This is a genomic window from Chryseobacterium paludis (assembly GCF_025403485.1).
Classification (GTDB): domain Bacteria; phylum Bacteroidota; class Bacteroidia; order Flavobacteriales; family Weeksellaceae; genus Chryseobacterium; species Chryseobacterium paludis.
In genome coordinates this window covers 2,798,330-2,820,084 of record NZ_CP099966.1, presented here as the reverse complement: position 1 = coordinate 2,820,084, position 21,755 = coordinate 2,798,330, and the positions used below count along the sequence as shown (strand labels likewise).

At 34.7% G+C, this 21,755-nt stretch carries 23 protein-coding genes; 8 read left to right on the top strand and 15 right to left on the bottom strand.

Translation table 11 applies throughout. The features are described from left to right. Positions 1–11 precede the first annotated feature (11 nt). Together NG806_RS12760 and NG806_RS12755 are read right to left on the bottom strand one after the other, a co-directional pair. Positions 12–1,064: an NAD(P)-dependent alcohol dehydrogenase gene (locus tag NG806_RS12760; protein WP_214827863.1), complete on the bottom strand. Its 1,053-nt coding sequence runs from the start codon at positions 1,062–1,064 to the stop codon at positions 12–14. A 30-nt stretch (positions 1,065–1,094) separates the two neighbouring features. Continuing rightward, a complete protein-coding gene (locus tag NG806_RS12755) occupies positions 1,095–1,502 on the bottom strand; it encodes a cupin domain-containing protein (RefSeq protein ID WP_261509931.1) in 408 nt (135 codons plus the stop codon). Positions 1,503–1,633: 131 nt separating this feature from the next. Between NG806_RS12755 and NG806_RS12750 the strand changes: the two genes are divergently transcribed. The 5 genes from NG806_RS12750 to NG806_RS12730 all read left to right on the top strand — a co-directional run bounded on the left by NG806_RS12750 (position 1,634) and on the right by NG806_RS12730 (position 5,133). Next, positions 1,634–2,536 carry a helix-turn-helix domain-containing protein gene (locus NG806_RS12750; protein ID WP_214827867.1) on the top strand — a complete coding sequence of 301 codons (903 nt, stop codon included), beginning with the start codon at positions 1,634–1,636 and terminating at the stop codon, positions 2,534–2,536. Positions 2,537–2,706: 170 nt separating this feature from the next. Further along, on the top strand, positions 2,707–4,041 hold the full coding sequence (locus tag NG806_RS12745; RefSeq protein WP_261509929.1) for a carboxylesterase family protein: 1,335 nt from the start codon (positions 2,707–2,709) through the stop codon (positions 4,039–4,041). Between the two features lie 307 nt (positions 4,042–4,348). Then, positions 4,349–4,606 carry a hypothetical protein gene (locus NG806_RS12740; protein WP_214827871.1) on the top strand — a complete coding sequence of 86 codons (258 nt, stop codon included), beginning with the start codon at positions 4,349–4,351 and terminating at the stop codon, positions 4,604–4,606. A gap of 37 nt (positions 4,607–4,643) precedes the next feature. Continuing rightward, positions 4,644–4,928 (top strand): hypothetical protein, encoded by a 285-nt coding sequence (locus tag NG806_RS12735; RefSeq protein WP_261509928.1) that lies wholly within the window; start codon positions 4,644–4,646, stop codon positions 4,926–4,928. A 31-nt stretch (positions 4,929–4,959) separates the two neighbouring features. Beyond that, on the top strand, positions 4,960–5,133 hold the full coding sequence (locus NG806_RS12730) for a hypothetical protein (protein WP_214827876.1): 174 nt from the start codon (positions 4,960–4,962) through the stop codon (positions 5,131–5,133). A 90-nt stretch (positions 5,134–5,223) separates the two neighbouring features. Here NG806_RS12730 and NG806_RS12725 read toward each other — a convergent pair whose 3' ends face one another. The 6 genes from NG806_RS12725 to lpxK all read right to left on the bottom strand — a co-directional run bounded on the left by NG806_RS12725 (position 5,224) and on the right by lpxK (position 10,801). Continuing rightward, positions 5,224–6,696, bottom strand: a complete 1,473-nt coding sequence (locus tag NG806_RS12725) for an alpha-amylase (protein ID WP_261509927.1) — start codon at positions 6,694–6,696, stop codon at positions 5,224–5,226. Positions 6,697–6,739: 43 nt separating this feature from the next. Beyond that, on the bottom strand, positions 6,740–7,837 hold the full coding sequence (gene dinB, locus NG806_RS12720) for a DNA polymerase IV (RefSeq protein ID WP_214827887.1): 1,098 nt from the start codon (positions 7,835–7,837) through the stop codon (positions 6,740–6,742). Positions 7,838–7,878: 41 nt separating this feature from the next. Further along, on the bottom strand, positions 7,879–8,340 hold the full coding sequence (locus tag NG806_RS12715) for a GNAT family N-acetyltransferase (protein WP_261509926.1): 462 nt from the start codon (positions 8,338–8,340) through the stop codon (positions 7,879–7,881). Between the two features lie 14 nt (positions 8,341–8,354). Beyond that, positions 8,355–8,870 (bottom strand): TlpA family protein disulfide reductase, encoded by a 516-nt coding sequence (locus tag NG806_RS12710; RefSeq protein ID WP_214827892.1) that lies wholly within the window; start codon positions 8,868–8,870, stop codon positions 8,355–8,357. Between the two features lie 106 nt (positions 8,871–8,976). Continuing rightward, positions 8,977–9,792 (bottom strand): purine-nucleoside phosphorylase, encoded by an 816-nt coding sequence (locus tag NG806_RS12705; protein ID WP_261509925.1) that lies wholly within the window; start codon positions 9,790–9,792, stop codon positions 8,977–8,979. Beyond that, the gene (gene lpxK / locus NG806_RS12700; RefSeq protein WP_261509924.1) at positions 9,764–10,801 is read right to left on the bottom strand and encodes a tetraacyldisaccharide 4'-kinase; all 1,038 of its coding nucleotides are present in this window, start codon (positions 10,799–10,801) and stop codon (positions 9,764–9,766) included. Before lpxK ends, NG806_RS12705 begins: the two co-directional genes overlap by 29 nt. 49 nt (positions 10,802–10,850) lie before the next feature. On the opposite strand from lpxK, the gene truA reads away from it, so the two are divergent. The 3 genes from truA to NG806_RS12685 all read left to right on the top strand — a co-directional run bounded on the left by truA (position 10,851) and on the right by NG806_RS12685 (position 13,981). Beyond that, positions 10,851–11,642, top strand: a complete 792-nt coding sequence (truA, locus tag NG806_RS12695; RefSeq protein ID WP_214827899.1) for a tRNA pseudouridine(38-40) synthase TruA — start codon at positions 10,851–10,853, stop codon at positions 11,640–11,642. Between the two features lie 23 nt (positions 11,643–11,665). After that, entirely contained in the window at positions 11,666–12,010 is a 345-nt protein-coding gene (locus tag NG806_RS12690) for a hypothetical protein (protein WP_214827901.1), read from the top strand. Between the two features lie 207 nt (positions 12,011–12,217). Beyond that, positions 12,218–13,981 carry an ABC transporter ATP-binding protein gene (locus tag NG806_RS12685; protein ID WP_214827903.1) on the top strand — a complete coding sequence of 588 codons (1,764 nt, stop codon included), beginning with the start codon at positions 12,218–12,220 and terminating at the stop codon, positions 13,979–13,981. 63 nt (positions 13,982–14,044) lie between these two features. Here NG806_RS12685 and NG806_RS12680 read toward each other — a convergent pair whose 3' ends face one another. From NG806_RS12680 to NG806_RS12650, 7 genes are all read right to left on the bottom strand, one after another. Next, entirely contained in the window at positions 14,045–15,826 is a 1,782-nt protein-coding gene (locus tag NG806_RS12680; RefSeq protein ID WP_214827905.1) for a GEVED domain-containing protein, read from the bottom strand. Between the two features lie 105 nt (positions 15,827–15,931). Next, positions 15,932–16,621: an aspartate/glutamate racemase family protein gene (locus tag NG806_RS12675; RefSeq protein WP_214827907.1), complete on the bottom strand. Its 690-nt coding sequence runs from the start codon at positions 16,619–16,621 to the stop codon at positions 15,932–15,934. Between the two features lie 22 nt (positions 16,622–16,643). Then, positions 16,644–19,007, bottom strand: coding sequence for a patatin-like phospholipase family protein (locus NG806_RS12670; RefSeq protein WP_261509922.1), 2,364 nt, complete (start codon positions 19,005–19,007; stop codon positions 16,644–16,646). Positions 19,008–19,067: 60 nt separating this feature from the next. After that, positions 19,068–19,682, bottom strand: coding sequence for a class I SAM-dependent methyltransferase (locus NG806_RS12665; protein ID WP_261509921.1), 615 nt, complete (start codon positions 19,680–19,682; stop codon positions 19,068–19,070). Positions 19,683–19,755: 73 nt separating this feature from the next. Beyond that, the gene (locus NG806_RS12660) at positions 19,756–20,349 is read right to left on the bottom strand and encodes a hypothetical protein (RefSeq protein ID WP_214827914.1); all 594 of its coding nucleotides are present in this window, start codon (positions 20,347–20,349) and stop codon (positions 19,756–19,758) included. Then, the gene (locus NG806_RS12655; RefSeq protein WP_214827916.1) at positions 20,336–20,809 is read right to left on the bottom strand and encodes an RNA polymerase sigma factor; all 474 of its coding nucleotides are present in this window, start codon (positions 20,807–20,809) and stop codon (positions 20,336–20,338) included. The genes NG806_RS12660 and NG806_RS12655 overlap by 14 nt, the downstream gene beginning before the upstream one ends. Further along, the gene (locus tag NG806_RS12650; RefSeq protein WP_214827925.1) at positions 20,809–21,660 is read right to left on the bottom strand and encodes an alpha/beta fold hydrolase; all 852 of its coding nucleotides are present in this window, start codon (positions 21,658–21,660) and stop codon (positions 20,809–20,811) included. The genes NG806_RS12655 and NG806_RS12650 overlap by 1 nt, the downstream gene beginning before the upstream one ends. Between the last annotated feature and the right edge of the window lie 95 nt (positions 21,661–21,755).

The following is a 21,755-nucleotide window of genomic DNA, read 5'->3' as shown; positions in this document are numbered from 1 at the left end:
TATCCGAAGAATTACAAAGATTGCATATCAATGACAAAACGATATTTAACATCGCTTTTCAACATTCTTTCATAAGCTTCGTTGATTTCGTTCATTTTGATTATTTCGATTTCAGAGACAATATTGTGTTTACCACAGAAATCAAGCATTTCCTGAGTTTCAGCAATTCCACCGATGACAGAACCTGCTACCGATTTTCTTCCCATGATCATTGGAACTGTATTTAAGATGGGTTCCAATCCACCTAAATAGCCAACAACAACTAATGTTCCACTGATATTTAGAGTGGCTACATAAGGATTCACATCGTGAACGTAAGGAACAGTATCGATGATCACATCAAATTTTCCTTTTACAGAATCCATTTCAGACTGTTCTGTAGAAATCACTACGTGATCTGCTCCTAATTGTTTTGCATCTTCAGATTTTCCAGGAGTTCTTGAAAATAGAGTTACTTCAGCTCCCAGTCCTTTGGCTAATTTAATAGCCATGTGTCCTAATCCTCCCAATCCTACAACAGCCACTTTTGAGTTAGGTCCTACGTTCCAGTGTCTCAATGGAGACCAAGTTGTAATTCCAGCACAAAGAAGAGGAGCTACAGCGGCCAGATCTAAATTTTCAGGTACTTTTAATACGAAGTGATCATCTACCACTACTTTTTGAGAATAACCACCAAAAGTATGCCCTCCTAAATGTACATCTTTTCCATTGTAGGTTCCGGTAAATCCGTTTAGGCAATATTGTTCCAAATCTTGTTTACAGCTGTCACATGTTCCACAAGAATCAACTAAACAGCCAACTGCTGCTAGGTCTCCAACTTTAAATTTAGAAACATTACTTCCTGTTTTTGTGATTCTTCCGACAATTTCGTGTCCCGGAACAGCCGGGTAAATAGTTCCGCCCCAATCGTTTCTTGCAGTATGAAGATCAGAGTGACAAACCCCACAATATAGAATTTCGATTTCTACATCATTAGGAGTTATTTCTCTTCTTTCGATATTCATTTCTTTCAGATCTGCCGTAGTAGACTCTGCTCCGTAAGCTTTTACAGTGAATGTGTTCATTTGATTTTTAATTTTAAGTTATGTTTTAGTTTATAAATTGTTATATTCTTCGTCGGTTACCGGTTCCATCCATTCCACAATACCGTTCTGAGTATTGGGATTCACAGCGATGTGGGTAAATTCACTATTGGGACTGGCACCATGCCAGTGAATGATGTTAGGAAGGATATTCATGACATCTCCGGGATTTAGAATTTGTATAGGCTTTCCTTTTTCCTGATAATAACCGGTTCCTGAAGTTACAATTAAAATTTGTCCGCCACCGTGAGAATGCCAGTTATTTCTACAGCCAGCTTCGAAGATTACGTTTCCGATCTGGCAATTTAGTTCGTCTGTATTAGGTTTTAGAATTTGTATCCAGGCTGTTCCTCCCGAAAAATATTCGGAAGGTGCTTTTTCTCCTTTGGGAAAAATGTTTTTGTTTTCTGATGTTTCCATAACAATACAAAAGTCGATACTTTTAATCAAACGGGACTTATACAGATTACAGAAACATGTACCAATTTTACAGACCTTATAAAAAGTAGAATAGAAAGTGGTAATTTTGGATAAGATTAAAAGGGTATTTTATGGAAAATCAAGAGGTTCAGATAATTAGCAGTGTTTCGGATTATAATAAAATGATGAATCATGAGACCTTACATCCCTTGGTAAGTATTGTAGATTTTTCTAAATCAGATCCTATTTCCCAATACAGAAGGAGTTATGGTTTTTATACTGTGTTTCTAAAAGATGTTATGTGTGGAGATATGTATTATGGAAAGAATAATTATGATTATCAGGAGGGGACATTGGTTTTTATAGCCCCCGGACAAGTGTATGGGATCAATAATGATGGAACGTATACCCAGCCTGGAGGATATGCTCTGATATTTCATCCCGATTTAATAAAGGGAACCAATCTGGGTAAAAACATCAAAGATTATTCTTTCTTTTCATATGATGTTCATGAAGCTTTACACCTTTCTGAGAAGGAAAGGGAAATTGTTCTTGAATGTTTTAAAAATATCAAACTTGAATTAGAACAGTCTATCGATAAACATAGCAAATCTTTAATCGTTAATAATGTTGAATTATTTTTAAATTATTGTATGCGGTTTTATGATCGCCAGTTTATCACTAGAGATCATATTAACCAAGGTGTTATTGGTAAATTTGAAAATCTCCTGAATGAATACTTGAAATCTGATAAGCCTAAAAGCATTGGATTTCCAATGGTTAATTATTTTGCAGAACAACTTAATCTTTCGGCCAACTATTTCGGAGATTTAATTAAAAAAGAATTGGGTGTTTCAGCTCAGGAATTTATTCATAATAAACTGATCGATGTCGCTAAAGAGGAGATTTTTAATCCCGGCAAGTCAATCAGTGAGATTTCTTATGATCTGGGATTCAAATATCCACAACATTTTACGAGGTTGTTTAAGGCTAAGGTGGGAGTGTCTCCCAGTGAATATAAATCGTTGAATTAATCTTTTTTGACACTAATAGCACTAATTGTTATATTTATTATTTGTGAACATTTGTGCTAAAAAATCTGTGGCATTTGTGTTTAAGTAAATTAAAATAATAGTCATTTTCTTTCAAATAAATTCGAGATTTAAAAAAAACTGCTTTAATTTTAATAAAGAAGTTTTTTGAGATGAAATCACAGCAGCAGATCGGCACTTATGTCTTTCAAACTCCTTTCGGAAGAATAATAGCACTTAGAGAAAATGGCGTTATCAGGGCCAGAAGTATCCGTTATGCCCGTTCCGAAAGATTTAAAAAGCCTGTTCCTATTCAGCCATCAACTGCTGAAATTATTTTCCCGGATCAAACACCTGTTTGTCCACAGAGCATTAGCCCTCTTATTGAAAAAATGATTGGACATACCAATCTTGACAACTTTGAAGTGGATGAATCTACACAGTATCTTTCTGTTGTTCGTTCTGAAGGTGAAAAAAATAAACTCCCTGTTGTTGTTTGGATTCATGGAGGCTCCCACGAAATAGGCTGTGGAGATATTCCCACTTCAGATGCCAGTGAATGGGTGAAAGAACAGGATATTATCGTTGTTTCAGTTTCTTACCGGTTAGGGATGTTTGGGTTTTTAGGAGGGAATGAAGAAAGACCTGCAAACCTTGGTTTGTTTGATGTCATTGAAGCATTAAAATGGATCAAAATGAATATCGAAAGCTTTGGTGGCGATGCAGAAAATATTACCCTTTTTGGACAGTCTTCCGGAGGTGATGTGATTGCCCATTTAATGATCTCAGACGGTATTGAAGGATTATTCCAACGCGTTATTATTCAAAGTGCACCATTAGGACTTCGTCATGGCAGGCAAAAAATGTCTGCTGAATTTCTCAGGAGAACAGACGGCATAAAAAATGAAGCTGATGTTTTAAAAATGATGTTAGCATACAAAAAAGAAGTTCCCTCTGTCATAAAATACGGACTGAAAGCGGTAATGCCATTTGGCCTTCAATATGGATTTCCACCTTTATGCAGAGAAGATGAAGCAGAAGAAAGATGGAATACCAGGGCAAATAAATTTGATGTTTTAATAGGATTAAATAATGATGAAACCGCTTTTTACCTTAAAACATCTGAAGCATTAAATACCTATTTCGGTAAGGGTTTTGGACAGAAACTCATCAATAAAACAGTTCATTTAACCACAGAAAAGATCTATGGGAAACCAGCAGAGCTTTTTGCTGAGAATTATGCGTTGGCGGGAGGTAATGTTTATTTATTCAGGATTTACTCGACGCTGGAAACGAATCATATCGGCGCAGCTCATAGCATTGACTTACCCTTATTATTTGGAAATGAAGGTGCATGGAGATCTGCAGGATTATTAAAAGATATTCCTTGGGAGTATATTCATGAAAACGGAAGAAAACTAAGAGCATTGTGGGCGGAGTTTGCTCGGAACGGGCATATTTCCGATGATTCGGAAAAACCGGAGATCTTAAAAATCCAAAGAATGTAGTTTAGATCTAAACACAAATAACACTAATGATTTCACGAATCACACCGATATTTATTTGGGAATACTGAGCTTTAAAAATCTAAGCCATTGCATTTGAATTAAAAGATGTCAGAAATGTAACCAATAGAATGAGACTTTTGATAGGTCTACAAAATCTATTTGTAAACATTTGTGCTAAAGATTTGTGTTTAAAGAAGAAATCAAAATGTGTTTTTGGTAGCTTTAATTCTTTATTTAGTGATTTTTATTCAATAATACGTTTAATATTTTGTTATATTTGAGTAATCAAGTCTTAAATGTAATAAATATGAAAACAAAACTTTTTCAAAAACAGTTGAGCAGAACAGCTCTGAAAACAGTACTAGCTGGTGGTGAAGGCTGTACTAATGTATCCGCCAGAGGAGGTGAGGAATGTCTTTATCCTTATGTATGTGGATTATATGGATGTGAACTTTCCGGAAGTAGTGGTGGTTCCGGTGGAGGTACTGGTACAGGTGGCTCTGGTGGTGGCGGCGGAGGAACTGGTGGTGGTCTAGGTGGACCAGATCCTGAACAAACAACATAAACCAAAAAAGTAACTACTAATACCAAATTAAAAGATCATGAATACCAAATTTCAATGGAATGAACTGAGTAGAGATACACTAAAGAATCTACTGGCCGGATCTCCCGGAGAGCCTGCTTATTGTTTTTCAGGAGGTGGCCCTGGAGAGGGTGGCTGTGGCTCTGGTGAGATATGTGATAATGGACGATGTGTACCTTATAATCCTTCCACTGGTGGTAGTACAGGAGGTGGAGGTGGCACAGGGTCAACACATACCTGCTATTGTGGGACTTACAATTATGTGACTTCGGATCCTTGTCCGAATTTCTGTTTCAGCGATTAAACTTTACTTTATCAATCAAAAATATTTCAAAATGAAAAATAATACTTTACAACAGCGTCGTGTTCGACAGCTCGACAGACAGGAACTTAAAACTATAAAAGCAGGAGACATTACCCGGGGTAAGGTTTGTTGTACTTCAAACGAAGACAACCAATGTTGCGAATGGGCTACGGACATATGGAACTGTAGATATATACAGTGTTAGGATCTACAAACTAATTAAAAGATTCCACTTTTAAGCATACATGACAGAAGGAATAACCTTTCCTGCCATGTATGCTCTTTTTTTGAAAATTTATTGAGGGATCCATACACTTACATTTCCTGCAGGAACCGGAAAATTTCCCCAACCTTTCTCATCAATGATTATTTTTTCGTCGAATCTGCCGAGTAAATCGTAAAAAGTTTGTCCAATATATTTTTCACCCATTTCCATGGGCTTATTGTAAGCCTCTTTATTACTTAGAACAATGGCACAGCCTGCATGCTCATCATTTCCTTCACGAATCCATCCCAGGCAATTGGAATCTTCAAAATAATCTTTTTGAATCCCATAGGCATACTCCTTTCGGGCTTTCAGTAATTCTTCAATTCCATCTACCTTATTCAGGAAAATTTCCTGATCATTCCCTTCCCTGTCTTTATCAACATAATGAGCACCATAGAGATCGGGGTAAAATACGCATGGATACCCATCTTCTCTTAATAGGATCAAAGCATATGCGATCGGTTTGAACCATTCTTCAACAGGAGCTTCAAGGTCCTGTAGTGGCTGAGTATCATGATTATCAACAAGACTTACCGAATGTAAAGGATCTGCCTGGGTCAAGGTCTCATCAAATATTTTTCTTAAATCATAAGAACCTCCTTCTTTAGACGCATTATGAAAATTATTTTGTAAAGAGCTGTCAAACAAACTCATACATCCTTCCGTGACGTCAATGTATTTTTGAAGTAGATGTAAGTATCCCGGCGCCCAATATTCTCCAACAGCAAAAATATTTTTCCCTGAGTTGGACCGGATCAGCGTAAGCCATTCTTTATAAAAATCAAAAGAAATATGTTTTAAAGCATCCAGTCTCACTCCATCAAAATCAGTTTGATCAAAATACCATTTTGCCCAGCTATTAAGTTCCTCACGAACAAAAGGATTACGATGTTCAATGTCATTATACATCAGATAATCATAATTTCCTTTTTCATCATCTATCATCTCTTCCCAGTCATTTCCATATTCAGACTGTATTTTAAAAATATGAGAATCCATTCCTTCCGCATAATCTACACCGCTGAAACAGGTAAAGTTCCATTCAAAATCAGAGTATTTTTTATGTCTTCCGGGAAAGGTAAATTTAGTATAAGACTCTATTTCAATAATATCAGAAATTACTTTTTCCCTATTGTTTTCATCCACTTTTACAGCTTTGAATTTTTCAAGCTCATCACCCCCTGCCTTATGTCCTAAAACAATATCAACAATAACCTGGATATTCTGTTTTTTTAAAGCCTGAATTGCTTTTATATAGTCATCTTTTATACCATACTTGGTAGGAATTCCTCCCTTTTGATCAAATTCTCCGAGATCGAAAAGATCATAAGCGTCATATCCTGTAGAATACCCACCGCTTGTTCCTTTGTAAGCTGGTGGAAACCATACTGATGTAATTCCTAATTCTGCAAGATATTCGGATTGATTTTGAGCCTCCTTCCAAAGCATTTGATTTCCATCTGAGTACCAGTGAAAAAACTGAATCATTGTTGAATTCATACATTATAAGGTTTACTTACTACAATGTAGTGAAAATTTATAACTATTGATTTCCAAACTCTTCAAACGGGATTTTTAGTTGAACGGAGATTTGTTTTTTTTCTTCCGTATTAAGGTGGGAGAGGGATAATCCTAGTAAACGGACCGGCTTATCAAAAGGTCTAAGTTCCCATAGCTTTTGGGCTGTTTTGAAATATTCTTCATCGGAAATATAATATTCTTCTTTTGTCATACTTCTCGTAAAAAGCGAAAAGTCTTTATATTTTATCTTTAAAGTAAGTGCTCTTCCAAGAATATTATTCTTTTGTAATCTTTGATGTAATTCCTCGCTTAAGCTTTTTAATTTTTCATTGATCTGCTGTTCATCATAAAGATCTTCAAAAAATGTACGTTCTACAGCTACACTTTTTTGAATTCGATGAGGTTTAACTTCAGAATTATGAATGCCACGGACTACATTATAATAGTAACTTCCTGATTTACCAAAAAGACTGACAAGTTCCGGGAGTGTTTTCTTCTTTAGATCTTTTCCTTTAAAAATCCCCAAAGTAAACATCTTATTAGCCGTCACTTTTCCAACTCCATAAAATTTTTCTACAGGTAATTCTTCCAGGAAACTTTCGATCTTATCAGGATGTATTGTTTTCTGGCCATTGGGTTTATTAATATCAGAAGCTACTTTTGCTAAAAATTTGTTGACAGAAATTCCTGCTGAAGCCGTGAGGCCGGTTTGTTCAAATATTTTCTGACGGATCTCTCTTGCGATCTCATTAGCAGATTCTATATCTTTTTTATTTTCAGTGACATCCAGATAAGCTTCATCTAAAGATAAAGGTTCTACCAAATCTGTATATTCATGGAAGATTTCCCGGATCTTTTTTGAAACTTCCTTATATCGTGCGAAGTGTGGCGGAACGAAAATAAGATGGGGGCATTTTTCTTTTGCTATTTTACTAGGCATGGCAGAACGGACTCCGAACTTTCTTGCTTCATAACTTGCAGCTGAAACAACTCCGCGATGTTCACCGCCTACTGCGATGGGCTTCCCCCGAAGTGCAGGATTATCATGCTGTTCTACAGAAGCATAAAATGCATCCATATCAACATGAATAATTTTGCGGATGGGAAAAGAAAAATCCATATACAAAGATATGGATTCATTTATTTCTATTTTTCAGTGAATTAAGATTCTTTTTTTAATCTCATCGTAAGAAGCAGGGGTTCGAAACCGGCCTTTTCATAAGCTTTTACTGCCGATTCATTTTTATCATATACATCTAACCTTATTTCATACATTCCTTTCTCTTTTGACCATTCAATCAATTTATCAACAATAGATTGATTGATTCCCTGGCCTCTATATTCGGGTTTTACAAACATAAAACCGAGGTAGGCATATTTTTTAAAATTGCTGTAATCTTTTTGTGTTTCCTTGATCAAGGCATATCCTGAGGCAACAATTTCGTTGTTTTTTTCAACGACAACTAATAAAGCATCTTCTGAACTAATCAAAAAATTTAAATCGTAATAATGGATTTCACCATCAATTAAAGTTTTATCAAAAGGTCTTTCAGAATCAACAATACCTTGTTCAAATTCTAAAAGAACTTTCAAATCTTCTTTCGTAGCTTCTCTTATAGTCATAACAGTATATTATTCTATTGTAAAAGCTTATTTATGGTAGTTTGAATTTCAGGATCTTCCGGTGTGATCGCATAATATTTTGCAATTGCAGATTTTTGGTCAATCACCATATATCTTGGGATCCAGTTGAGGTCAATATAGTTATTGAAATCATTTTTCCATCCCGTTGCAAACCAGTAATTATCTTTATCCTTCATATCAAATCTTTCAAGGCTTTTATCAAAACCCTCTTTAGATCTTTCTAATGAAAGAAATACAAAATCTATATTCGGATTGTTTTTCTCCAATTCCTGAGCTTTTGGTAGTGCCTTCAGGCAATCTCTGCACCATCCGGCCCAGAAATCAATCACAACAACTTTCCCTTTATGCTGATCAAGAATATCTTGTATCGTAATATTTTTTCCGTCTTCATTTTCAAGCTTTTGTTGTAAAGCTTCTTTAGAAAAACTGGTTTTCAGAACTTTTGGAGTTTGCTGTGCATAAGAAAGTCCAAAACTTCCTAACATAAAAAATAAGAATAGCTTTTTCATTTTCAATTTCATTTTTTTTACAAATCTAAACAATGAAACGAAGTTATGAATTGCTTTCTGTATTAATTAGAAAAAATTTAAGAAATTTGAAAATTCAATAAAAGAATTATTGAAAGTTTTTAACCAAGCCTTTTACAACCGTAATTACAATAGGCATTGCTTTGTTGGCTGCATTCAGAACTTCTTCATGTGATACAGCGAAAGCAACATCCGGGCCTCCAAGATCGGTAATAATAGAAACACAAAAGACATTCATATCCATATGTTTGGCAACGATAACTTCAGGAACGGTGCTCATTCCAACCATGTCACCACCTATCGCTTTTATCATTCCATATTCTGCAGGCGTTTCAAAAGTTGGACCCTGCAGACTTACATAAACTCCCTGATGAATTTTAATATTATGGTCAGAAGCTGCCTTTTCTGCTACAGCGATCATTTTTTTATTGTAAGGCTCGCTCATATCAACAAAGCGAGGTCCGAATTCATCAATGTTTTTGCCTCTAAGAGGATGCTCGGGCATCATATTGATATGGTCTTTTAAAATTACAATATCTGCTACATTATAATTGGGATTTACTCCTCCTGCAGCATTAGAAAGAAGAAGGTTTTTGATTCCTAATAGATGAAAAACACGGATAGGAAATACAACAGTTTCCATAGAATAGCCTTCATAATAATGAAAACGACCACTCATCATCAAAACTTTTTTACCTTCTAAAATTCCATAAATTAATTGACCTTCATGACCAGCCACGGTAGTTTGAGGAAAGTTGGGAATGTCTTTATATTCTAATATATGAATAGGTTCAACTTCATCCTGTAGTTTTCCTAATCCCGATCCTAAAACAATAGCAAATTCAGGGGTATCCCGAATAATATTTTTAATGAAATTAACGGTTTCCGTGATTTTTTCTAACATAATCTAAGATGATTTGGTTAAACTCTTCCTTTTTATCAATGATCACATTGATAGGCCAGTAGTAAACAATATCTCTAAGATAGTCAAAGCTTTTTAAACGGACATAATCTTTTTCCGTTGTAAGGATTAATTTGTATTCACCTAATTTTTTATATTCAGCAACAATTTTTTTGATATCGTCGTCAGAAAAATTATGATGATCCCTGAATTTTAGATGTTTTACTCTATTGGAAAATTTAGCCAAATGTTCTAATAGAGGTTTTGGATTTGCAATTCCTGTAATTAAAAGAATATCATAATAATTAAGGTTGTTGTCAGGAAGCATTTTTTCTTTCCCATATACATTCTCGTCATATCCGATAGATGAAAAGAATACTTTCTGATAACGATCAGGTCTTATTCTCGAAATGTAATACTGTTTGGTTTCCTCAGTCAATTCATCAGGACATTTACTGACCATAATGATATCTGCTCTTTTTACTCCGCCTCTCGATTCTCTTAAATCTCCTGCAGGAAGAAGGTGATCTTTAAAATAAGGATCATTAAAATCGGTCATCAAAATATTGAAACCAGCTTTGATCGCTCTGTGCTGCAGTGCATCATCAAGCACCAAAACATCGAGATCCATATCCTCAATCACTTTTTTAGCACCAGGAACTCTTTCTTCAGAAACGGCAATTACAAACCGGTTCTTAAAACGTTCGAATAACTGCATAGCTTCATCACCAACCATTTTATAGTTGCTGTCATAATTCGTTATTTCATAACCTTTTGTAAGTCTGCCATAGCCGCGTGAAAGAACACCGGTTCTATAATGTTTAGATAGATATTGGGCAAGGTACATCACCATTGGTGATTTTCCACTTCCGCCAACAGACAAGTTACCGACATTGATGATCGGTGTTTTGAATTTCGTAGATTTAAAGATCCCCAGATCATACATTGTGTTTCGGATACCCGTTACCAAATGATAACCTACAGAGAAGGGATAAAGGTACCATCTTTTCATACGATTGCAAAAATAGTAATTTTCAAGAGGATTTTGTTTAATATTCTCAATGACTTTTCAACAAATATTTAATAAAATTAAAGTATTTTTGTGGAGTTATTCTATTACATTGAGGTACTTTATAGAGTTTTCTTACAACGGGAAAAATTATTTCGGTTATCAGATCCAGCCGGATGCTAATTCTGTACAGGAAGAATTAGAAAAAGCACTTTCCACAATTTTAAGGGAAGAAATTAAAATGACGGGTGCCGGAAGAACGGATACTGGTGTTCACGCTAAAAAAATGTTTGCTCATTTTGATACTGAAGAAGTTTTAAATGATCAGCTTTCCCATAAACTAAACAGCTTTCTTCCACCAGATATTTCCATTAAAAGAATTTTTCCGGTAAAAGATGATTTCCATGCGCGATTTGATGCTACTTATAGAACTTATGAGTATTATATTTCTTTGGAAAAAAATCCTTTTACAATAGATTCTGCATGGCAGATGTGGAGAAGATCTTTAAATGTGGAGGCGATGAATGAAGCTTGTAAAATTTTATTTGAATACGAAGATTTTACAAGTTTTGCTAAATTGAAAACAGATAATAAAACCAATATCTGCAAAATGTATAAAGCAGAATGGGAGCAAAACGGGAATGAATTAAAGTTTACTGTTTCTGCCAATCGTTTTCTCAGAAATATGGTACGGGCAATTGTTGGAACAATGGTAGAGATTGGTGCCGGAAAAATAAAACCCGAAGATTTAAGAAAAGTTATTGAAGATAAAAACCGTAATTCTGCTGGAACTTCTGCTCCGGCTCAGGGTCTCTTTCTTGTTGATGTAGGCTACGAATTTTAAAATAAAACTAAAAAATAATAACTATGATGTCAATTTTTATTCTGATAGGAGCTTATAGATATTACGCGGGGCTGGCCGAGAAATTTGGAAAAACAAAATGGCATTTTGGGCTTTTGGCGATTGGTATCTACTTGGGATTTCAGGTAGTGTTTCTTTTATGCTACGGCGTTTATACTGCGATTACGAATCCCGGTTCTCTGGAAGATAATAACTATAGTGGTTTTACACTGGTTAATGTTATAAGCTGGATATTTGCTATAGTTGCGGTCTGGGGTATTTATCAACTTCTTGAAAAAAAGTTTAAGAAAGAAGTTATGAAGAAACCTAGTTTAGAGATTGAAGAAATAGGCATTAAAGAAAATATATAAATACTTATCTGTTATTGTATTTATCCATCGTATGTGTGATGGATATTTGGGTTGAAAATGAGGAATATGTAATGACAGGATATTCATATTTTAAATAATAGATATCAGAAATTTTCTATTACTATTTGAATAAGTTGTTCCCGCTTTCAAATTATAAAGTGTTATTTTTGCAAAGAATTTAATTGAATTCTTTCTTCAATTTGTACAATGAAAAAACAAGATACCTGGGGAATTATTAAAAGGCTCTTCTTTATCGGAATGAAATTTCGTTCTTGGTTTATCCTTACCCTAATAATTTCTATTATACTATCAATAGTTTCTACTTACAGACCTTATCTTACAATGCAGGTTGTAGATAACGATATCACGAAACTGCAGGATAAAGCTTTAATGATGAAGCATATCTACATTTTAGTGGGATTGGTTTTTGCTGAAACTGTTTTAAATTTCTTTTTGGTGTATTTCTCCAACTATATTTCTCAGAATGTAATCAGGGATATAAGAGAAAGGCTGTATGCTAAACTTATCTATTTCAGGACATCATTTTTTGATAAAACTCCAATTGGGCAATTGGTAACACGTGCTGTTGGTGATGTTGAAACCATTGCTACTGTATATACAGATGGTTTCCTGATGGTTTTTGGAGATATACTGAGAATTGTATTTGTATTGGTGATGATGTTCAGTACCAATGTTCATTTGAGTTATATTACCCTTGCAATTCTCCCTTTAATGGTTTTGATCACGAGATTCTTTCAAAAGAGACTGAAAAAAGCTTTTGGAGATGAAAGAACATGGACAGCGAACCAAAACTCTTTTGTTCAGGAAAGATTAGCAGGGATGCCCATTATTCAGGTTTTCAACAGGCAGCAAGCAGAATTCAAAAAATTTGATGATATCAATATTACGCTGAAAGGCGCTTTATTGAAAACTGTTTTCATTTTCTCATTATTCTTTCCTGTAGTAGAACTTATTTCTTCATTATTTATCGGATTCATTCTTTTTTATGGTGGATACATTACAATTAGTGCAGGGGTAGTTATTGCGTTTATTCAATATATCTCAATGTTGATTCGTCCGTTGCGACAAATAGCGGATCGTTTTAATAATATTCAACGTGGAATTGTTGGAGCAGAAAGGGTTTTGGGGGTAATGGATGAAGATTATGCAATGCCTAATCATGGTACTATTAAGAAAGATCATTTTGATGGTAAAATCGAGTTTAAAGATGTTCGTTTTGCCTATGATGAGAAACAGGAAGTTTTAAAAGGAATAAATTTTAAAGTAAATCCTGGAGAAACTGTAGCGATTGTGGGAGCTACTGGAGCTGGAAAATCTACGATCATCAGTTTGATCACAAGACTATATGATATTAATTCCGGGGAAATTTTTATTGATGATGTGGAACTTAAAGATTATGAGCTATATAATCTAAGAAGTCATATAGGGGTGGTATTGCAGGATGTTTTCTTATTCCACGGAAGTATCTTTGAAAACCTTGCATTCGGAGATGATTCTGTTACATTAGAAAAAATAAAAGCAGGTGCTAAAGAGATTGAAGTAGATGAATTTATTCAGCAGCTTCCGGGTGGATATGATTATGTAGTAAGTGAAAGAGGTTCATCGATATCTTTAGGTCAGAGACAGTTGTTGTCTTTCTTAAGGGCTTATTTATCAGATCCCAAAATTCTTATCCTTGATGAAGCTACATCTTCTATTGACCATGAAAGTGAGAAGCTGATTCAAAGGGCAACCGAAAAAATTACCAAAAACAGAACTTCTATTATCATTGCCCACAGGCTTTCAACAATTGAGAAAGCAGATAAGATCATTGTCATGGAGCATGGTAAAATTGTTGAGGAGGGAAAGCATATGGAATTGCTTAATAAAAATGGATATTATTCTACTTTGTATAAAGCTCAGCTGAGACATGAGGTTGAAATGGAAGCAGAGAGTGAAGCTTCAAAATAAAATAAATAGAATTTAATAGATATAAAAAGAGAGCTGAAAACCAGCTCTCTTTTTTTTGTGTTTTTAGAATCTTAATTTTTGGGTGATCACTTTTCCATTTTCCAGTGTTGCACGTACTATAACGACAACATTTTTAGCATTAATTGGAACCGTTACTTCAGTTGATCTGATGTTGGTTTGGTTGATCAGCATTCTTCCTGAAGAATCATAGATGGTGAGTGAAACAATTTTTATATCACTGTTTATTTGGACTGTATTTTCTATCTGGGAAATAGTTGTCCTGTTTTCAATCATATTATTTTTAGTGGATAAAGTTCGGGGCTGAATAATAACTGAATAATCTTCCACTTGTCCATATTTTGGGGTATAACATGAAGTCACCGCAGTACCATTATATTCACCGATCACACGCATTCTTAAAGCTTTATTAACGACAGCGTTCGATGGTGGAGTAACAGCTGCGGTCGCAGTAGTTCCACTTGCTATATTACTCTGGTTAAGAACCAATTCTGTTGTTTCATTGAACTGGCCATCATTATTATAATCGATGTATGCTTTAATTATATGTGGGTTATTTGCTCCGGGAGCAATCGTGAGGGTTGTTGGAGAGCCTGAAGGTATGGATGTTTTTGATGCGCCTAAGCAATAATTTCCTGTGAAATTTTCATAGAAATTGTTAGATACGGCCTTAAAATTGGTTGAATAATTATTAATGCTTCCAAACTTAACGGATGTAATTCCGATATTGAAATTTCCTGGATTGGTAATGGTTGTCGGTATACAAGCTGTTGTTAAAGATACCGTGTTGTTAGGAGGAGTTGCATTACCTACAGGAGAATTTATAAGTGATTGTCTGTATTGTAAAAGCTGTGCTGTTGCCCTGTCAGATTGGCCGTTGGTAAATAAATCCCTGAAACAGAAAGTATAAGACATTACATTTCTTTCACCTCCTGCATAGGTTAGACTTGTACAAGGATTGATCTGCCCTGTCTGACACGTAAAAGGAACAGAAGAATGATAGAGGCTCTTCATAGGTTCTGTATCACATACCAGGTCTCCCTGTAATGTACAATCTGTATTGGTGGGACATGCGCCAGTGGAGTCATTAAAGCCTTCATGAGTGTGGCGAAGTCCTAGGGCGTGTCCAAATTCATGTGCCAATGTTTGGGCATTAACAGCAGATGCACTGGTGGACATAAATGCATAATCATTGCTTCCGCCAGGATAATAGGCAAAACCATTAAGAGTTCCAGAGTTGGATGCTAATTTTTTAACGACGTAGATATTGTAATATTTGCTGGTATCCCACATTCCCATGGCTGTAATTTCAGATGCAGTTACGGCATTGGTGGTATTGTCATTATTTACGCCGCCACTTACATACTTAGGGAGATTTGATGCGTTGATCCTGTTGATTCCATTCGTTGTTGCACAACTGGGGCTGATTTTAGCAAAAACAAACTTTACAGGCAATATAGCGCTGGAAGGTGACATACCGCTGGAGGAATTTCCTGCGAAAACACCGTTCGTGTAATTTACCCAAGCAATAATATCAGCATCGGATTTGTTGTTTACCGTACCTATAGCACTTCCGTCGCCTACGACATGAACTACGATAGGAATTTCATAGACTTGATTTTTGTCGATAGTTGATGCTAGTTTTCCACTTTTGATCAGTTTTGATAATTCTAAATTAAAAGCATCGTCTCTGGCTTTTTCTTCCGGAAATCTCTGATAATGTTTTCGCATTAATTCATCGGTTCCGCATTCTACTAACTCGGTTTTCTGTGCATAAAAAGTAGTGCACGAGAAACCAAGAATAACAGAGAATAATAGTTTTTTCATAATATATTTGTTAATGGTGTTAATAAAATATTATTAAAATTAAACAAAAATATCAATACTATGGGAAATAATTTAAAAGCCCTCTGAAGTGCCTAATAGGTGATATTAGGAAGATATTGCATATTCAATAATGGCTTCAGAATGAATTTTTGTAGTGTCAAAAACAGGGATTGAAAAATCATTTTGGTTAAGAAGTAAAGGAATTTCTGTACAGCCTAAAATAATTCCTTCGGCACCTCTTTTAATCAGATCCTGGATGATCTCCAGATATTTTTCTTTAGTATGATGGTTTACAATTCCTCTTCCCAATTCTTCCTTTACGGTATGTTGAATATAGTCTCGCACTTCTTGTGTTTCAGGGGTCAGTACCTGTATTCCAAAGCTTTCTAATTTAGTGCTGTAAAAATCCATTTCCATCGTGAATTTGGTGCCTAAAAGTCCTATGGTTTTCAAGCCAGCTTTATTAATAGATTTTGCAGTTTCAGAGATGATGTTTATGAATGGCAGTTGAATCTGTTCTTCTAATTTATCAGCAAATAAATGGGCTGTATTAGCACATAAAACAATTGCTTCAGCACCGCTTTTCTTTAGGCTTTCGCAGGCATTAAGCAGAAGTTCATAAGAATTTTCCCAGGTTTTTTCCTGAATATCCCCAAAGTTCAATGAGTAAATGATGCATTCGGCAAAGTTTAATCCACCCAACTTATTATTGATTCCCTCATTAATGAATGTATAATAATCTAAGGTGGATACCCAACTGATTCCGCCTACCAATCCGATCTTCTTTAATTTCATTTTTTAATTGCTAAGGTGAAAATTAGAATTTAAAACCAATACTGAAATAAGCCCTCCAGAAATTAAGAGCATCATTTCTTGATATATTGAAGTTAATAGGTCCTAAAATAGATTCATAACCAAGGTTTAGTCCATAACCAATTAGCTTGGCATTACTTTTAAAAGGAGAAAGCTCATCACTAATCGCTGCATAATGAAAAGAAGGGGTAAGATATAACTTATGGTAAAATCTATATTGAACTTCTAGTCCAACTTTCGCAACAGAATTTATGGGAACCTCTTTTTGTCTGAAACCATTAAATTCGGGACTCATACCATCAAAATTAAATTCACTTCCACCAAGGTTAAATTTCTGGTTAAGAAATAGGTAAGGCATACCTTCTGAAGATCCTAAAGTCTGAGGTGAAAAATTGGTTCCTAAAAAAGCACTTGCCTTTACAGATACCTTTTTATTGATGGGAATGATATAATTCTCATTAAGGGTTAAAGTAATAAGATTCTTTGGTTTATAATATCCATCAGTTCCCGGGTTTAAATATTCATATAATTGCGGCTGTATTTCCTTTAGATCGTATAAATCGTGCTGATCTCCGAAATAGTATTTTGTAATAAACTGTAAATTATTTCCTGAGGTTGGATAATACCTTGTATTAAAACTGTTTTGATTAAATTTAAAGAATAGATCGAGGTTGGTGTGATAGTAGACTTTTTTGCTGTATAAATCGGTAAAGGTCTGACTAATTCTGTCGACAGATCTGTTCAGCTTTTCTGCATTGAACTCTAATCCAAATGAAGCCATTGTATTTGGATGGATAGAATAATTTATGGCTGTATTAGCCTTGATGTTTCTATAAATATAATTTGGAAAAAACAAATTATTCTCTGCGTCATTGTTATCAGAAAATCTTAGCAGGAGATCATTACTTTTTAAAAATGAAATATTCCCTTCCATACTTACCCACCAGTGATAATCAGTATCCAGAAACTTCTGAAACTGTAAGCGTGCTTTAAAACGTTCTGAAATATCAACGGTAGCCAATGCTCGAAATTTTCCTTCCGCATAATCACGGTAAGTGTAATTTAATATAATCCCTACAGATTGTTCATTATCGTAATGAAGGGCTAATTTTAGGTTGCTGGGAGCCGATCTTTTTACGAAAATATTCATAATTAATCCATTTTCAGAATCGGTATAGGTATAATAAACCCTATCATACTGTCGCACTCCAAAAACTCTGTCAATTGCTGCATTAATTGTTTTTGCATCATAATATATGCCTTCCTTTAATCCCATCAGGCTTTTTATTGCTTCAATTTCTGATAGATTAGTGATTGGTGTACCATTGTCTTCACTATATGTAAATTGTATAGTTGGCTTTTTTACCTCTTCGATAAGCTGATGATCATAAATAATTCCCAGTCTTCGCTGTTCATTGGCAAGGGCTACAAATTCAGGAAGATGTCTTTTAGCTTCCTGTTCACCTATTTTAATGATCTCTTTATATTTTCTGAAATCCTTGGTGGTATAATCATTAAGCGGTGTTACAAAATCGACGAGGATATCAGAGGTTTTCTTTTGTTCATTGAAGTCCTGAACAGAATGAAATGCGTGAGTCTGATAGATCATTTTCATTGGGTTCTTGATTTCTTCTTTTGTGAAAAGCCTGAATCCCGTGTAACCACCGATAATATAATCAGCGCCCATATCTTTTACTTCCTTTACGGGAAAATTTCGATCAAGTCCTCCATCTACAAGAAGTTTTCCATCAATATAAACGGGCGCAAAAGCTGCGGGTATAGCCAATGTAGAACGTATAGCCAATGCGAGAGACCCTTTTTTCTGCATAACCAATCCTCCATTTACAATGTCCGATGAGGTAAGCTCTACAGGAATACGTAGTTTGCTGAAGTCATTGATATGTTTTGCAGGAAAGGTAAGCGTATTAAGTACTTCACTCATGTACTGACCTTCTATATAAGAACTTGGCAAAGAAGGGCGCCCATCATTAACAGGAAATTCAAGGATATATTTATTGTACTCATCTTTTTCACTTATATTGACCTGGTTATATGGAATTTTATTACTTAGAATCCTTTTCCAGTTCATGCCATACACCATTTTTTTTAACTGATCTCCATTGTATCCCATTGCATAAAGCCCACCAAGAATTCCACCCATACTGGTTCCGGTAATATAATCTACTTTTATACCGAGTGAATCTATCGTTTTTAATATTCCTAGATGTGCAAATCCCTTGGCGCCACCCCCACTGAGTGCTAGTCCGAATTTTGTATCTTTTGTAATAGGTGTTGGGGCTTTTATCGAATCCTGAGCAGAAAACAAAGAAAATACAGATAAAAAAAAGACAAGAAGAAAATTTTTCATTTTGATTATATTACTTGAAAAATAGCGAGAACGAGAAACATTATAACGAAATGTGTCCTGCTATTGTTTTTTAAAACTACAAAATGTGAAATTTTGAATCGTATTGAAAGGAGTAGTATGATCTATTGAAGTACATTCTATTTTTTCAAAATGAGTTTCAAATTGTCCTGTCATAGATTCTTCATCATATTGCTTAATTTCCAATCCACTGCATTTTGTCGGTCCATTTTTTGAAAAAGTACCCAATATTAAAAATCCTTTTACATTTTTTTCTGTAATGCTGAGGTATTTCAAAATTTGTTCTTGTTCCGTTAAAAAATGAAAAGTAGCTCTGTCATGCCAAATGTCATAGTGATGATCTGGCTTGAATTCTGTTATATCTGTCGCAATAAATGTTACTTTTTTTGCTCTGTCTCCCAATCTGATTTTTACTTTTTCCAATGCTTTTTCAGAAATGTCAAGTAAAGTAATATCCTGATATCCCTCATCAAGTAAACAGTCAATAAGGTTACTGTCGCCACCGCCAATGTCAATTATTCTAGCATCTTTTCCAAGTCCAAAAGAAGCAATAAAGTTGAGTGAAGTTTCAGGTCTTTCCTGCGTCCAGCTTACTTGATCAGGGTTTTTAGTTTCATATACTGTGTCCCAGTGATTTTTATTCGTTGGCGAGCCCATAAGTAATGATGTTTTTAGCAGGGACTAAATTACAAAAGACATCATGAAAGAAAATATTTTAATCAAACTATTTTTAGTCTTTTAGTTGTTTGTTGATATCTTCAAATTTTTTAATTAATTCGTTAAGTTGGGTCTGTTGTTTTTTTATAGTCTTTGGTCTTACATAAAACCAGTTAAATCCTATCCAGATCAAGGTAACCCCATAAGCGAAAACAGCCATGAAAATAGTCATTCGTGAAGCATATTCATACATATATAAGCATATTCCGGTCGATAACATGATGAAATACAGATTCATCATCGTTGTTTGCATAAATCCCTGTTTGCTTTTCAGTACATAAAGACTTTGTAAATATTCGCTGTTCGTTTGCGTGCTGTCAGTTACATAGAAAAGTGAAAATAGTTTATTATAAGCAAATAGATAAATAGCCATAGCCAAAATAATAAGAACAATTCCAATTTTTGTAGTGATCATCTGGGGTTGATAATGATACCAGATCAAGCCAATACCGACACTTGTCAACAGTAATAAAATGTTTGTAATGATCAATTTCCGCAAACTTTTATTTTTAAACTGTTTTAATTTTCGTAGCAAATCTTCAAAATTGGGCTCACTGACCTTTTGTTTTTGCCAGATGTTTTTAAAATCTATATTAGTGGGTTCCATGTTCCTTAAACTTTTGAGTTAATTTTTCTTTTATCCTATGAATTTTTACTCTTACATTGGATTCTGAAAGTCCAACGATATTAGCTATTTCCGCCTGTTTTAAGTCTTCTAATTCCAAAGAAATGATGATACGGTCTGTTTCCGGAAGTTCTGAAATAAATTGATAAAGAAGCTGTATTTCGGTTTCCAAAGACTCTTGTTTTTTCTCCTCCAGATTGATGGGCAGATCACCTTTTGTAAACCGCTTTTCTTTTTCAATCTGTCGCAGACAATTGTTTGAAGCTATCCTGAATATCCAGGTTCCAATACTGGATTCATTTCTAAATTTTGGAAGTTGCTGCCAGACGATGATAAATGTTTCCTGAGCCAGATCCTGGGCAGAATCAGAATCGTTCACATATCCCATGCATAGGCGGAATATTTTTTGCCAATACAGCTGATAAATCTCTTCAAATGCCATTACTTTGGTAATAAGAAATTATTCAATTGGGTGAAATACCATTCTTTATCATCGTACATAATAAAGTGTAATCCTTTTGTAGAGTATAGTAAATTAGCATTTTTCATATTTTTATATTGATCTTCCATGGCTGGCTTAAAATTAGCAAAATAAGATTCTAATAAAATAAGGGAAGGACACTGAATGGTTTTTATTTTTTCCCTTAGGTCTGTATTTGAAAAGTCACAATACATTTTAGCAAAAGTTTCTCGGTCTGATCGATCGCTCCAACCAATAACAGTCTCCTGCATGGTAGTATCTGCCAAAAGCTGTGGAATGGATTTTACCTGCATTTGGTGAAACTGTTCATCTGTCATAGCAGTCATTTTACTGATCATTGGGGAACAATCATTATTTTCTTTAGATGTAAAAGAAGGGTTCATTAATGCTGATAAGCAGGGTAGAGCATCCACCACTACTATTTTGCCGATTAATGTTGGATAGTCGGCAGCAAGAGCCAATGCCAGACCGCCACCCATACTGTGGCCAATGATAATGGGTTTATCGATCTTATTATCTGCAATATATTCTGCAATTTTACTTTCCCAGTTTTTAAAAGTAGCGTCAGACTGTGGTTTTACTCCTGCGAATCCTGCCATTGTTAATGTATAACATGTAAAGTTCTTTTCGAATTTTGCTGTTGTTTCTTTCCATACATCACCTGAAGAAGCAAAACCTGGAATGAAAATTAATGATTGTTTCCCCTGTCCTGTTTTTTTTACCTCAAATGGAAATGATTTTATCTGTCCAAATACATTAGCACATAATGCTAGAAATAATAATATCACGGCTAAGAAAGTTAGTTTTTTCATTTTTTTCTAATTTTTAATGGTTAATTTATCTTTTAGATACGACACCTTTTAAAATGTTACAAAATTTTTAAATTAATTTAAAATATTATGTGAAA